Origin of the sequence: Amycolatopsis keratiniphila (assembly GCF_000400635.2) — a bacterium.
In the GTDB taxonomy this organism is placed as follows: Bacteria; Actinomycetota; Actinomycetes; order Mycobacteriales; family Pseudonocardiaceae; genus Amycolatopsis; species Amycolatopsis keratiniphila.
The window spans coordinates 2,967,634-2,981,173 of record NC_021252.1 but is presented as its reverse complement, the minus strand read 5'-3'; the positions used below and the strand labels follow the sequence as shown (position 1 = coordinate 2,981,173).

At 69.6% G+C, this 13,540-nt stretch carries 13 protein-coding genes; 6 read left to right on the top strand and 7 right to left on the bottom strand.

The features are described 5' to 3' along the window. Positions 1-6 precede the first annotated feature (6 nt). The 5 genes from AORI_RS54960 to AORI_RS54940 all read left to right on the top strand — a co-directional run bounded on the left by AORI_RS54960 (position 7) and on the right by AORI_RS54940 (position 6,770). A complete protein-coding gene (locus AORI_RS54960; RefSeq protein ID WP_016333150.1) occupies positions 7-1,680 on the top strand; it encodes a glucose-6-phosphate isomerase in 1,674 nt (557 codons plus the stop codon). Continuing rightward, on the top strand, positions 1,677-3,206 hold the full coding sequence (gene zwf / locus AORI_RS54955; protein ID WP_016333149.1) for a glucose-6-phosphate dehydrogenase: 1,530 nt from the start codon (positions 1,677-1,679) through the stop codon (positions 3,204-3,206). Before AORI_RS54960 ends, zwf begins: the two co-directional genes overlap by 4 nt. Then, a complete protein-coding gene (opcA, locus tag AORI_RS54950; protein WP_016333148.1) occupies positions 3,203-4,204 on the top strand; it encodes a glucose-6-phosphate dehydrogenase assembly protein OpcA in 1,002 nt (333 codons plus the stop codon). Before zwf ends, opcA begins: the two co-directional genes overlap by 4 nt. After that, positions 4,201-4,956 carry a 6-phosphogluconolactonase gene (pgl, locus tag AORI_RS54945; RefSeq protein ID WP_016333147.1) on the top strand — a complete coding sequence of 252 codons (756 nt, stop codon included), beginning with the start codon at positions 4,201-4,203 and terminating at the stop codon, positions 4,954-4,956. Before opcA ends, pgl begins: the two co-directional genes overlap by 4 nt. Positions 4,957-5,567: 611 nt before the next feature. Further along, complete coding sequence (locus tag AORI_RS54940) at positions 5,568-6,770, top strand: sensor histidine kinase (RefSeq protein WP_016333146.1); 1,203 nt, start codon at positions 5,568-5,570, stop codon at positions 6,768-6,770. A 7-nt stretch (positions 6,771-6,777) separates the two neighbouring features. Here the strand turns inward: AORI_RS54940 and AORI_RS54935 are convergent, their stop codons facing one another. The 7 genes from AORI_RS54935 to AORI_RS54905 form a co-directional block, all read right to left on the bottom strand. Continuing rightward, entirely contained in the window at positions 6,778-7,119 is a 342-nt protein-coding gene (locus tag AORI_RS54935; RefSeq protein ID WP_034311760.1) for an RNA polymerase-binding protein RbpA, read from the bottom strand. Positions 7,120-7,184: 65 nt separating this feature from the next. Continuing rightward, positions 7,185-7,415 (bottom strand): preprotein translocase subunit SecG, encoded by a 231-nt coding sequence (gene secG / locus AORI_RS54930; protein ID WP_016333144.1) that lies wholly within the window; start codon positions 7,413-7,415, stop codon positions 7,185-7,187. Between the two features lie 140 nt (positions 7,416-7,555). Beyond that, the gene (tpiA, locus tag AORI_RS54925; protein ID WP_016333143.1) at positions 7,556-8,341 is read right to left on the bottom strand and encodes a triose-phosphate isomerase; all 786 of its coding nucleotides are present in this window, start codon (positions 8,339-8,341) and stop codon (positions 7,556-7,558) included. Next, positions 8,341-9,549 (bottom strand): phosphoglycerate kinase, encoded by a 1,209-nt coding sequence (locus AORI_RS54920; RefSeq protein WP_275451466.1) that lies wholly within the window; start codon positions 9,547-9,549, stop codon positions 8,341-8,343. The genes tpiA and AORI_RS54920 overlap by 1 nt, the downstream gene beginning before the upstream one ends. Before the next feature lie 9 nt (positions 9,550-9,558). After that, positions 9,559-10,563 carry a type I glyceraldehyde-3-phosphate dehydrogenase gene (gene gap, locus AORI_RS54915; RefSeq protein WP_016333141.1) on the bottom strand — a complete coding sequence of 335 codons (1,005 nt, stop codon included), beginning with the start codon at positions 10,561-10,563 and terminating at the stop codon, positions 9,559-9,561. A gap of 184 nt (positions 10,564-10,747) precedes the next feature. Then, entirely contained in the window at positions 10,748-11,929 is a 1,182-nt protein-coding gene (locus tag AORI_RS54910; RefSeq protein WP_016333140.1) for a winged helix DNA-binding domain-containing protein, read from the bottom strand. Between the two features lie 118 nt (positions 11,930-12,047). Next, positions 12,048-12,479 (bottom strand): nitroreductase family deazaflavin-dependent oxidoreductase, encoded by a 432-nt coding sequence (locus tag AORI_RS54905; RefSeq protein WP_043848026.1) that lies wholly within the window; start codon positions 12,477-12,479, stop codon positions 12,048-12,050. An 87-nt stretch (positions 12,480-12,566) separates the two neighbouring features. Between AORI_RS54905 and AORI_RS54900 the strand changes: the two genes are divergently transcribed. Beyond that, positions 12,567-13,505: an AraC family transcriptional regulator gene (locus AORI_RS54900; RefSeq protein ID WP_016333138.1), complete on the top strand. Its 939-nt coding sequence runs from the start codon at positions 12,567-12,569 to the stop codon at positions 13,503-13,505. The last annotated feature ends 35 nt before the right edge of the window (positions 13,506-13,540 follow it).

Below are 13,540 nucleotides of genomic sequence, written 5' to 3'. Positions count from 1 at the left end.
TGGACCATGGCAGGGGAAACGACCGGCGTCGAAATCGTCGACGCCGCCCTGGCCGGCGAAGCCGCTCCGTTCGCGGAGCGGCTCGTCGCCGACCAGGTCGCATCGAAACTGGCGTCCCAGGACGCCACACTGTGGGGTCCCGAAGCCGAGTCCGAAGCGTCGATCCGTCTCTCGTGGACGACGCTGCACAAGTCCTCGCGGCCGTTGATCGGCGAGATCGAGGCACTGCGGACCGACCTGCGTTCCGAGGGCGTCGACCGCGTCGTCCTCGCGGGCATGGGCGGTTCGTCGCTGGCCCCCGAGGTCATCACCGCGACCGACGGCGTCCCGCTGACGGTCCTCGACACCACCGACCCGGGTCAGGTCGCCGACGCGCTCGCCGGTGACCTGGAGCGCACGGTCATCGTCGTGTCGTCGAAATCCGGCGGCACCGTCGAGACCGACAGCCACCGCCGGATCTTCGCGAAGGCCTTCGCCGACGCGGGCATCGACGCGGCCCGGCGGATCGTGGTCGTCACCGACCCCGGCTCGCCGTTCGCGGAACTGTCCGAAAAGGAGGGTTACCGCAAGGTCTTCCTCGCCGACCCGAACGTCGGTGGCCGCTACTCGGCGCTGACCGCGTTCGGGCTCGTCCCGGCCGGGCTCGCCGGCGCGGACGTCGCCCGCCTGCTCGACCAGGCCGCTTCGGTGGCCGACGAGCTGGCCGCCGACTCCGTCGACAACCCCGCGGTCAAGCTCGCGGCGGCGTGGGGCGCGGCGCACGAAAAGGGCGCCGAGAAGGTCGTCATCGCGGACACGGGATCGGGCATCAAGGGCTTCGCCGACTGGGCGGAGCAGCTGATCGCCGAGTCCACCGGCAAGCAGGGCACCGGTCTCCTGCCGGTCGCCGTCGAAGGCCCGGACTCCCCCGGTTTCGCCGACGCCAAGGGCGACGCCACCCCGGTGGCCGTCGGCGCGGCGGAAGGCGCGGCGAAGATCTCCGTGACCGGCTCGCTCGGCGCGCAGTTCCTGCTGTGGGAGTTCGCCACCGCGCTCGCCGGACGGCTGCTCGGGATCAACCCGTTCGACCAGCCCGACGTCGAGGCCGCCAAGAAGGCCGCGCGTTCGCTGCTCGACAACCCGGACAAGCTCAAGGGCGGCGAAGAGCCGTCCACTGTGGACGGCGCGGTCGAGGTGTTCGGCTCTAAGGTGTTCACTGCGGCGCGCAGCGCCTCCGTTGAGGGCGGTGGCGGGGGCATGGATGGAGTTTCCACGGACGGGAAGCTCGCGGACATCCTGCGGGCTTTCTTCGACTCCGCACCGGAAACCGGCTACATCGCGGTGCAGGCGTACCTCGACCGGCTCGACGACGCGTCGACGGCCGTCCTGCGCGGCGAGATCGCCAAGCGGACCGGACGGCAGACCACCTTCGGGTGGGGGCCGCGGTTCCTGCACTCGACCGGGCAATACCACAAGGGCGGGCACCAGAACGGTGTCTTCCTGCAGATCACCGGCGCCGTCGAGGACGATCTCGACGTTCCGGACCGGCCGTACACCCTCGGCGTCCTGCAGCACGCGCAGGCGCTCGGTGACGGCCAGGTGCTCGCCGAGCACGGCCGTCCGGTGCTGCGCCTGCACCTCACCGACCGGGCCGCCGGCCTGGCCGGACTGGTCCGCGCGGTACAGGAGGCCGGCGAGTGACACGAGCCTGGAACAACCCGCTGCGCGACCCGCGCGACAAGCGGCTGCCGCGGATCGCCGGGCCGTCCAGCCTGGTGATCTTCGGCGTGACCGGTGACCTCGCCCGCAAGAAGCTGATGCCGGCGATCTACGACCTGGCCCACCGCGGGCTGCTGCCCGCCGGGTTCTCGCTCGTCGGGTTCGCCCGCCGGGACTGGGAGCACCAGGACTTCGGCGAGCTCGTGCACGACTCGGTCAAGGAGCACGCGCGGACGCCGTTCAAGGAGTCGGTGTGGAACCGGCTCGCCGAAGGCATCCGGTTCGTGCAGGGCACCTTCGACGACGACGAGGCCTTCGACAAACTCGCGCAGACGGTCAAGGACCTCGACGCCGAGCGCGGCACCGGGGGCAACACCGCGTTCTATCTGTCGATCCCGCCGAGCGCGTTCCCGGTGGTGACCAAGCAGCTCGCCCGCTCCGGCCTCGCCGACGCGAGCGAGGACACCTGGCGCCGCGTCGTCATCGAGAAGCCGTTCGGCCGCGATCTCAAGAGCGCCAAGGAGCTCAACGAGATCGTGAACGACGTCTTCCCCGAGGAGTCGGTGTTCCGCATCGACCACTACCTCGGCAAGGAGACGGTGCAGAACCTGCTGGCGCTGCGCTTCGCGAACCAGCTGTTCGAGCCGATCTGGAACGCCAACTACGTCGACCACGTGCAGATCACCATGGCCGAGGACATCGGCCTCGGCGGCCGCGCGGGCTACTACGACGGCATCGGCGCCGCACGCGACGTCATCCAGAACCACCTGTTGCAGCTCCTCGCGCTGACCGCGATGGAGGAGCCGGTCTCGTTCGCTCCGCGCGCGCTCCGCGCGGAGAAGGTCAAGGTGCTCTCGGCGACCAAGCCGCTGGCGCCGTTCGACGAGACCACCGCGCGCGGGCAGTACGCGGGCGGCTGGCAGGGCGGCATGAAGGTGCCGGGCCTGCTGCAGGAAGGCGGTTTCGCGAAGGACTCGACCACCGAGACCTACGCCGCGGTGACGCTGGAGGTGCAGAACCGCCGCTGGGCGGGCGTGCCGTTCTACCTGCGCACCGGCAAGCGGCTGGGCCGCCGGGTCACCGAGATCGCCGTGGTGTTCAAGCGGGCGCCGCATCTGCCGTTCGACTCGACCTCGACCGAGGAACTGGGCCAGAACGCGCTGGTGATCCGGGTGCAGCCCGACGAGGGCATCACGCTGCGGTTCGGGTCGAAGGTGCCGGGGACCACGATGGAGGTCCGCGACGTCACGATGGACTTCGGGTACGGGCACGCCTTCACCGAGTCGTCCCCGGAGGCCTACGAGCGGCTCATCCTGGACGTGCTGCTCGGCGAACCGTCGCTGTTCCCGGTGAACGAAGAGGTCGAGCTGTCCTGGGAGATCCTGGACCCGATCCTCGACCACTGGGCCAAGAAGGGCGCGCCCGAGGCGTACCCGCCCGGTTCGTGGGGACCGCCGTCCGCGGACGAAATGCTGGAGCGTACCGGCCGGAACTGGAGGCGTCCGTGATCATCGACCTGCCGTCGACCACGACGTCGCAGCTGAACAAGAAACTCGTCGAGATCCGCGAGCAGGGCGGGCAGGTCGCGCTCGGCCGGGTGCTGACGCTGGTCATAGTGGCCGACGACGACGACAAACTCGAAGAGGCGATCGAGGCCGCCAACGAGGCCAGCCGGGAGCACCCCTCACGGGTGATCGTGGTGGCCAAGGGCGCGCGGACCGCGGCACCGCGGATCGACGGCCAGATCCGGGTCGGCGGCGACGCCGGCGCGAGCGAGGTCATCGTCCTGCGGCTCTACGGTCCGCTGGCTTCGCAGGGGCAGAGCGCGGTCGTTCCGTTGCTGCTGCCGGACGCGCCGATCGTCACCTGGTGGCCCGGCACCGGTCCGAAGGCCCCGGCCAAGGACCCGCTCGGTGAGCTGGCGCAGCGCCGGATCACCGACTCGGCGGCGGAAAAGGCGCCCATAAGGGCACTCACCACGCGAGCGAAGTCCTATGTGGAGGGTGACACCGACCTGGCGTGGACCCGGCTGACCCGGTGGCGCGCGCAGCTGGTGTCCGCTTTGGACCTCCCGCCGTACGAGAAGGTCACCGGCGCGACCGTGACCGGCGAGGCCGACTCGCCGTCGACCGAACTGCTCGCCGGCTGGCTGGCCGAGTACCTCAAGGTGCCGGTGAAGCGGGTCAAGAGCAGTGGTGCCGCGGGCATCATCTCGGTGACGCTGGACCGGCGTTCCGGGCCGGTGGAACTGCACCGGCCGGACGGGCGGGTCGGCATGCTGACCCAGCCGGGCCAGCCGACGCGCCGGATCGCGCTGCAGCGGCGGGACAACAAGGACTGCTTGATCGAGGAGCTGCGGCGGCTCGACCCGGACGAGGTCTACGAGGCCTCGCTGAACGGGCTCGGCAAGATCTCGTCGGGCACCGCGAAGCCTGCTCCGGCGAAGAAGGCGGCTCCGGCGGCGAAGAAGGCTCCGGCCGCCAAGACCGCGAAGAGCGCCTCATGAGCAAGACCGAGGTCGTCGTCTACGAGAACCCGGATCTCCTGGCCGCCGCCGCGGCGGCCAGGCTGGTCACCCGGCTCGTGGACGTCCAGGCCGCCAAGGGCTCCGCTTCGGTGGTGCTCACCGGCGGCGGCACCGGGATCGCGATCCTGCGGGAACTGCGTGACTCCAGTGCCCGCGACGCCATCGACTGGTCGCGTCTGGACGTCTACTGGGGAGACGAGCGCTTCGTCCCGGCGGATTCGGACGAGCGCAACGAGAAGCAGGCTCGTGAGGCGCTGCTCGACCACGTCCCGCTCGACCCGAAGCGGGTGCACGCCATGGCACCTTCGGACGGCGAGTTCGGCGACGACGTCGACGCGGCGGCCGCCGCGTACGCGGAGATCCTGACCCCTGAGGTCCCGGCGTTCGACATCATGCTGCTGGGCCTCGGCGGGGAGGGGCACACCGCCTCGATCTTCCCGGACAGCCCGGCGGTGCACGAGAAGGAACGCTCGGTCGTCGCGGTGCGGGACTGCCCCAAGCCGCCGCCGACCCGGATCTCGCTGACCCTGCCCGCGATCCGTCGCGCGCAGGACATCTGGCTGGTCACCGGCGGCGACGCCAAGGCCGACGCCGTCGCGCAGGCGCTGGCCGGTGCGGGCGAGGTCGAGATCCCGGTCGCCGGGGCACGCGGCTCGCGCCGCACGCTCTGGCTGCTGGACCGAGGCTCCGCCTCGAAACTCACGAAGGTCTACCAGCCCCCTACGGGCTGACGCTTTCGCGCGTGAAGGCCCCCTTCCTTCGGCTGAGCCGTGGGAAGGGGGCCTTCACGCGCTTCCGGCGACGTGCCCCAAGGCGTAACTCGCGTGATCAGAGGCGTCACTCGCGTGATTGGACGCGCAACACGCGAGTGACGCCTTCAAGCACGCGAGTTGCGTCTTCGATCACGCGAGTTACGGGTCTGATCACGGGATGCGGCGGTGACACCCCCATGGCGGAAGTCCGTGAAGGCCTCCTTCCCTACGCTGAAGGTAGTGAAGGAGGCGTTCACGGCATCACGCCTTCTGTAACCGTCTGGGGGCGGAAAGTGACAAAGATCAACTCTTGCCGGCTTCGGCATCAGAAACGGTCCGTTCGCGCGTCGGAACGATCAACGGACCACCGAGCCCGGGTGGTCCGGTCCGCGCCTTGACCGACCGAACGTTCATGCACTTGTCCGCAGAACGGACAGTGACCGACCAGTCGCTAGCCCGACTGGGGGAAACTTACCGCCCTTGTACATCCACCCGTTAGCATCCGCACATTTGTTCGTTCCTGCGCGTCCCGATCGGGCGAAGAACACGTCTCACCATTCAAGTCCACAAGACGAGTGAGGTCGCCAGCGATGAGCACAGAGGGTCTCTCGATGCCAGGTATCTCGGTGGGCGGCTCCGGAGCGGAGGCCGCCGACCGGATGCGCCGTGCCGCCGGGGTCATGTCGTTCGCCAAGATCAAACGTCCGGCGCTGGTCGCGCTGGGCATCGACACACTCGCGATCTTCCTGGCCGCGCTCGACGTCTGGCTGGTGATCCCCGAGAAGGCCCAGCCGTACTCGATCTACCTGTCCGGCGCCGCGTGCCTCGGCCTCGCCTTCCGGCGCAAGCTGCCGTTCCTCGCGGTGATCGTCACCGTCCCAGGCTTCCTGGCGGGCTGGTCGCAGCTGGCCGCGATGATCGCGCTCGGCTTCCTCGCCACCCGCAAACAGATGCATTGGCAGACCTGGACCGGGTTCGCGCTCGTCTTCACCTGCCGGTTCGTGCAGTGGCCGCTGGCCGACTTCGTCGAGCTCAGCTGGCGCGAACACGTCCTGGACGGCATCTACGGCGTCATCGTCGCCGGCATGCCGGTGGCCATCGGCCTGCTCATCGGAGCGCGAACCGAGATCTCGCAGAAACTGTCCGAACTCGCCGCCAGCCGCGACCGCGAGCGCCGCTTCCACGCCGACGCCGTCCGCGCGGAGGAACGCGCCCGCCTCGCGCGGGAGATGCACGACGTCGTCTCGCACCAGATCACGCTGATCGCGATGCAGGCCGGCGCACTGCAGGCGCAGACCACCGACGCCCGGTCGCTCGAAACCGCGCAGGTCATCCGGAAGCTGAGCACCAAGACCCTCGAAGAACTGCGCTCACTCGTGAGCGTGCTCCGCTCGGGGTCCGAGGACGACGGGCCGCGGCCGGGGATCAACGAACTCGACCGGCTGATCCGCGGCTCGGACGTCCCGGTGCACCTCACCGTGGAGCGGATCCCCGACCTGCTGCCCAGCCAGGTTTCCGCGGCGGCCTACCGGACCGTGCAGGAATGCCTGACCAACGTGCACAAGCACGCACCCGGCGCCACCGCGACCATCCGGATCCAGGGCGAGCACGGTTCGCTCAAGGTCGAAATACGCAACGAGCGCGCTCGGACCCCCGGTGCGGCCCTGCCCTCGGGAGGGCACGGGCTGACCGGGCTGGCCGAACGCGCTCGACTGCTGGGTGGGAGCTTCGAGACCGCCGACACCGAGGACGGCGGGTTCCGGGTGCGTGCCCGGTACCCGCTCGACCGGTGAGCGGAGGCTAGATCTCCCGGCGCTGGCGCAACCGCTCCAGCGCCTCGGCGAGGATGGCCTCGCCGTCGGCGTCGGAACGCCGTTCCTTCACGTACGCGAGGTGAGTCTTGTAAGGCTCGGTCCGCGGCGCGGCAGGAGGGTTCTTCTCGTCCTGCCCACCGGGGAGCCCGCAACGCGGGCAGTCCCACTCGTCGGGAATCTCGGCGTCCATCGAGAACGAGGGCTGTGCCTCGTGCCCGTTGGCACACCAGTAGGAAATCCGGCGCCGCGGCGCCGACTCACCCCGCTCCGATTCGCCCGAAGGCCCGGCACCCACACGGGTGCCCCGAATCGCGTTACCGCCAACCATGAATCCTCACACCTATAGGGATCGGCGGCGCGCCCCCCATAGGCACGCCGAAACACCTGGATCGATCAGACCTTGAGCAGGAGCCCGAGGCCGATGATGCTGATCAGCCACACCGCGCCCAGCAGCAGCGTGATCCGGTCGAGGTTCTTCTCGGCCACGCTCGAGCCCGAGAGGCTCGACTGCATACCGCCACCGAACAGCGAAGACAGACCGCCACCACGGCCGCGGTGCAGCAACACGGCGACCACCAGCAGCACGCTGGAGGCGATCAACAGGATTTGCAGGAACAGCTTCATGTCATCCTCTGCGCTCTTGGAGAATGCAGGAAAACGGTGTGCCACCAGCGGCTCATGACCGCCAGAACACACCGTACTCCTGGACTCGTCCACTGCTGTGTGACGGACCGGATACCCAGGTTACCCGGTAGGTGCCCCGATCAGGGCAGGGGCCCGCCCGCGGCGAGTGCGCAGAGTTTGGTGAACTCGTCACCATCCAGGCTGGCACCACCGACGAGCGCGCCATCGATGTTCTCGCAGGCGACGAGGTCACTGATGTTGTTGGCCTTGGCCGAGCCGCCGTAGAGCACGCGGACCGAGGACGCGACCTCGGCACCGTACTTCTCGGCGAGGGTGGCACGGATGGCTCCGCACACCTCCTCGGCGTCCTGCGGGGTCGCGACCTTGCCGGTCCCGATCGCCCAGACCGGCTCGTAGGCGACGACGACGTCCTTGACCTGCTCGGCCTTGAGCCCCTTGAGGCCCTCGACCAGCTGGGTCGTGGTGTGGGTGATGTGCTCGCCCGCCTCGCGGACCTCGAGCTTCTCCCCCACGCACAGGATCGGCTTGATGCCGTGCTTGAGCGCGGCCTTGACCTTCTTGTTCACCAGTTCGTCGGACTCGCCGTGGTACTCACGCCGCTCCGAGTGCCCGACGGTGACGAAGCTGCAGCCCAGCTTCGCCAGCATCGGGCCCGACACGTCACCGGTGTAGGCACCGGAGTCGTGCGGCGACAGGTCCTGGGCGCCGTAGGTGAGCGACAGCTTGTCGCCGTCGGTCAGCGTCTGGACGCTGCGGATGTCGGTGAACGGCGGCAGGACCGCGACGTCGACCTTCGCGTAGTACTTCTCCGGCAGGGCGAAGGCGATCTTCTGAACCAGCGCGATGGCTTCGAGGTGGTTCTGGTTCATCTTCCAGTTGCCGGCGATGAGCGGTTTGCGCGCCACTAGTCGTTCTCTCCCAGCACAGCGACTCCGGGCAGTTCCTTGCCCTCCAGGTACTCCAGCGACGCGCCGCCGCCGGTCGAGATGTGCGAGAAGCCGTCCTCCGGCAGGCCGAGCTGCCGCACGGCCGCGGCGGAGTCGCCACCGCCGACCACGGTGAAGGCGTCGCTCTTGACCAGTGCCTCGGCCACGGCACGGGTGCCGCCGGCGAAGGACTCGAACTCGAACACGCCCATCGGGCCGTTCCAGAACACGGTCGCCGCGTCGGCCAGCTTGCCCGCGAACAGCTCACGCGACTTCGGGCCGATGTCGAGCCCCATGCGGCCGGCCGGGATGGCCGTCGCGTCGACGACGTCGAACTCCGCGTCGGCCGCGAAGCCCGTCGCGGCGAGGACGTCCACCGGCAGGATCAGCTCGACGCCGCGCTTCTCCGCCTCGGCGAGGAAGCCGCGGACCTGGTCCAGCTGGTCCTCCTGCAGCAGCGAGTTGCCGACCTCGTGGCCCTGGGCCTTGAGGAAGGTGTACGCCATGCCGCCGCCGATGAGGAGCCTGTCGACCTTGGTCAGCAGGTTGGCGATGACGCCCAGCTTGTCCGAGACCTTCGCACCGCCGAGGACGACGACGTACGGCCGCGCGAGGTCCTCGGTGAGCTTCTTGAGGACGTCGACCTCGGCCAGCACGAGGCCGCCCGCGTACGCCGGAAGCGCGCGAGCGATCTCGTAGACCGAGGCCTGCTTGCGGTGCACGACACCGAAACCGTCGGAGACGAACGCACCGCCGGGGACGAGCGCGGCCAGCTCGGCGGCCAGCTCCTGGCGCTCGGCCTCGACCTTGCTGGTCTCGCGCGCGTCGAAGCGCACGTTCTCCAGCAGGGCCACCTGGCCGTCGGTCAGACCGGCGACGGTGGCCTTGGCGGACTCGCCGACCAGGTCACCCGCCAGCGGGACGTCGACGCCGAGCAGCTCGGTGAGCTTCGCGGCGACGGGCGCGAGCGAGAACTTCGGGTCCGGCTCGCCCTTGGGACGGCCGAGGTGCGCCGTGACGACCACCTTCGCGCCCGCCTCGGCGAGCCGCTTGAGGGTCGGCAGGGCCGCGCGGACGCGGCCGTCGTCGGTGATGGTTTCCCCGTCGAGCGGGACGTTCAGGTCGGAGCGCACGAGCACGTACCGGCCTGAGACGTCCTCGCCCAGCAGGTCTTCGAGGTTCTTCAGCGCCATGGCTCAGGAGAGCTTGGTGCCGACGAGCTTGACGAGGTCGGCGAGGCGGTTGGAGTAGCCCCACTCGTTGTCGTACCAGCCGACGACCTTGACCTGGTTGCCGATGACCTTGGTCAGCGGCGCGTCGTAGATGCAGGAGGCCGGGTCGGTGACGATGTCGGCCGAGACGATCGGGTCGTCGCTGTAGCGCAGGATGCCGGCCAGGGGGCCCTCGGCGGCGGCCTTGTACGCGGCGTTGATCTCCTCGATGGTCGCGCTCTTGGCGAGCGTGACGGTGAGGTCGGTGGCCGAACCGGTCGGGACCGGGACGCGGACCGCGTAGCCGTCGAGCTTGCCGTTGAGCTCCGGCAGGACCAGGCCGATGGCCTTGGCGGCACCGGTCGAGGTCGGGACCATGGACAGCGCGGCGGCGCGGGCGCGGCGCAGGTCCTTGTGCGGCGCGTCCTGCAGGTTCTGGTCCTGCGTGTACGCGTGGATCGTGGTCATCAGGCCCTGCTCGATGCCGAAGGCGTCGTTGAGGACCTTGGCCAGCGGGCCGAGGCAGTTGGTGGTGCAGGACGCGTTCGAGATGATGGTCTGCGAACCGTCGTACTTGTCGTCGTTGACGCCCAGCACCACGGTCAGGTCCTCGCCCTTGGCGGGCGCGGAGATGATGACCTTCTTGGCGCCACCGGCGATGTGCGCCTTGGCGGCGTCGCCGTTGGTGAAGAAACCGGTCGACTCGACGACGACGTCCACGCCGAGGTCGCCCCAGGGCAGGTTGGCCGGGTCGCGTTCGGCGAGGGCCTTGATCGTCTTGCCGTCGACGACGATGCCCTCGTCGCTGACGCTGACCTCGCCCGGGAAGCGGCCGAGGATGGAGTCGTACTTCAGCAGGTGGGCCATGGTGGCGACGTCGCCGAGGTCGTTGAACGCGACCACCTCGATGTCGTGACCGGCGGCCTGCACGGCCCGGAAGAAGTTGCGGCCGATGCGGCCGAAGCCGTTGACACCTACGCGAACCGTCACTGCTGCCACTCCCTTGAGACTCGTCCGGGATCGCCCCGGTAAGACGTCCTTTACTCGGGCGCAACCCTAGCGTGCGTGCTCGGGCCACCCTCTTTGCCCTGACGAGACTTCCACCACTCGGTGGGTCAGGTCAAGAATCGATTAAGTGCGTCGCTACCAGGACGTCTTGGGAAAACTCTCAGCTTCACTGTGCTAGCCGTCGCTCCAGCGGCGTGCGCATCCGTGGCGTGACTCGCACCTCCCCGAACCACTCGGCCAGGTGGTTCGCCTCCGCCTCGACGGCCCGTTCGACGTCCGCGCCCACGTCCTCCAGGAGGTGATGGACGACCTCGCCGTCCGGCCGCTGCGCCCAGCCGCCGACGATGCGGCCGTCGGCCCAGACCGTGGGCCCGATGTTGCCGGTGCCGTCGAACAGCGGTGCCTTGTGCGGGCCGAGGTACCAGTCGCGCTCGATCCACCCCATCGCCGTCGGATCGAGGGACGGGAGCAGGGCGACCCAGGGTTCGGGCTCGGCCACCGGCTCCAGATCGTCGGCGAGCACCACGCCGGGGACACCGTCGAGATCGACCTCGACCGGCTGAATCTCCGCGAGCGCCTTCTTCGTCTGGCCGATCGTCCAGCCCGTCCACCAGCGGAGGTCCGCGATCGGGGCGGGCCCGTAGGCGTAGAGCCACCTTCGGGCGAGCTCGACCCTGGCGGCGTCGGCGTCCCAGCCGGCGAGGCCCTGCGGCAGCCAGCCCGCCATCGGCGCCCAGTAGTACTGGCTGCTGATCCAGCTGCCGCGCGGGCGGCCGCGCACGATGCGGCCGTCGACCGCGAGCTGGAACAGGACGCGGCTGGTGACGTTGGCGATCGCCTCGTACGGCTTTCCCTTCGCCATCAGGAGTTGCTGCTTCAGGCGCGGCTCGTCGTGGGAGAGCTCCTGCGCCGTGGCGGAACCGCGGGCCTTCAGCGCGCGCTCCGTCGCGTCCTCGACCTCGGCGAGCCAGCGTTCCGGCTCCGGCACGTTCTCCGGATGGCCCTGCGTGGCGAGGTGCTGTTCGAGCAGGCGGCGCTGCTTCTTGGCGATGTCGGCGGAACACGCGGCCTGCACGAGGGCCGCGTTCTCGTGCCCGAGGACGAAGACCGTGCGGCGCATGCCGAGCATCCGGATCAGCGTGCGCTCCTCGTAGAGCGCGCTCTCCAGTTCGGCGACGCCGTCGCCCTTCACGCGCGCCCACGCCGAGAGGTGCACCGACGCCGGATCCGTGGCGTGCAGCGCGACGACCGCGTCCGCGGCGGCGAGCACCGACTCGGCGGGCGTGGTGAGGCGATGACGCGTCGCGAGGCGGGCGCGGCGCTGCGCGGTGTCGATCTTGGGGGTCACGGATCGGTTCTATCACCGGGGCCCGACAGTTTCGGCCACAAACGGCTGAAGGGCGCTTTCCCCGCATGCGATGCGGGGAAAGCGCCCTTCACCGCGTGAGACGCGGGGAAAGTCCCCTTCAGCTCCCCTGGACGCGCTCCAGTTCGAACACCGGGATGACCCGGCTGGTCTTGCTCTGGTACTCGGCGAACTGCGGCATGATGGCCGACTGCCTGGCGTAGACCTCGTCGCGCTCGGCGCCGGTGAGGACGCGTGCGCGGACGGGGAAGGTCTCGGTGCCGAGCTCGACCTTGGTGTCCGGGTTGGCGACCAGGTTGTGGAACCACGCCGGGTTGTCGTCGGCGCCGCCCTTGCTCGCGAAGATGTAGATCCGGTCGTCCTCGAGGAGCGGGACGAGCGGCGCGATCCGCTCGGTGCCGGACTTCGCGCCGGTGTGGTGGACGAGCACGAGCGGGTAGCCCTCGAACATGCCGCCCGCCTTGCCGCCCTTCTCGCGGAACTCGGCGATCACGCTTCGGTTGATCTTGTCGAAGTCGAACGTCTCTGTCATGACCTCGATCGTATGACGCACAGAGTGACCGTATCGATGCTCGAAACCGCCAGGAACATATCCATCTGTCGCATTATCATCACCCTCATGGACCTCCTGGCCGAAGTGCTCGCCGTGGGCGGCGTCCGCGGCACCGCCGGAGCACGCATCGAGGCGTCCGGACCGTGGGGCATCCTCTGGCACGGCATCACCCGCGCCGCCTTCTACGCCGTCACCTGCGGGACGGCCTGGCTGGAACTGGCCGGTCAGCCGCCGCGGCAACTCATGCCCGGCGACGTGGTGCTGTTGCCGAACGGGCCGGAGCACACCCTGCGCAGCGCTCCGGACGTCGCGATCATTCCCAACGTGTGCACCGCGGCGGAGAAGGCGCGGGACTGCGGCGGCGTGCTGCGCCTCGGCTCCGGGGAGGTCGAGACGCACGTCCTCGGCGCGTCCTACGACTACGACCCGGCGGTGTCGACCCAGGTGCTCGCCACCCTGCCGGAGGTGGTGCACATCCGCGCGAACCGCGGCCGCGACGGGCTGGACGACACCGTCCGGCTGCTGTCGCGGGAACTGGCGAGCCCGCAGATCGCCACCGACTTCGTTTTGAACCGGCTCGTCGACATCCTTCTGGTCCAACTGCTCCGCGCTTGGCGGACCGAGAAACCGGCCGAGACGCGGGGAACCTGGCTCGGTGTCCTCGGCGACCCGCTGATCAGCGTGGCCTTGGCCAAGATCCACGAGGATCCGGCGAAATCGTGGACGACCGACGTGCTCGCGGCGGAACTGGCGACCTCACGCAGCACCTTGACCCGCCGGTTCCGCGAAACCACCGGGCGGACGCCCGGCGACTACCTGACCCTGTGGCGGATGGACCTGGCCGCGGTCCGGCTGCGCGACACCGACGACACGGTGGACGCCATCGCGCGCTCGGTCGGCTACACGTCGGTGTACGCGTTCAGCCGGGCGTTCCGGCGCGCCCGTGATCAGGCGCCCGGGCAGTACCGGGCCTCGGCGCGGGAGCGCCTCACGCCGGCCGGGTGACCGGAACGACGGGCTCGGCGGTCATGCGTGGTGCC

What these genes read in the sequence shown, in the direction of transcription:
- AORI_RS54960 (WP_016333150.1), top strand. Translation starts at nt 7, where the DNA reads ATGGCAGGGGAAACGACCGGCGTCGAAATCGTCGACGCCGCCCTGGCC.
- pgl (WP_016333147.1), top strand. Translation starts at nt 4,201, where the DNA reads ATGAGCAAGACCGAGGTCGTCGTCTACGAGAACCCGGATCTCCTGGCC.
- AORI_RS54940 (WP_016333146.1), top strand. Translation starts at nt 5,568, where the DNA reads ATGAGCACAGAGGGTCTCTCGATGCCAGGTATCTCGGTGGGCGGCTCC.
- AORI_RS54935 (WP_034311760.1), bottom strand. Translation starts at nt 7,119, where the DNA reads ATGGTTGGCGGTAACGCGATTCGGGGCACCCGTGTGGGTGCCGGGCCT.
- secG (WP_016333144.1), bottom strand. Translation starts at nt 7,415, where the DNA reads ATGAAGCTGTTCCTGCAAATCCTGTTGATCGCCTCCAGCGTGCTGCTG.
- AORI_RS54905 (WP_043848026.1), bottom strand. Translation starts at nt 12,479, where the DNA reads ATGACAGAGACGTTCGACTTCGACAAGATCAACCGAAGCGTGATCGCC.
- AORI_RS54900 (WP_016333138.1), top strand. Translation starts at nt 12,567, where the DNA reads ATGGACCTCCTGGCCGAAGTGCTCGCCGTGGGCGGCGTCCGCGGCACC.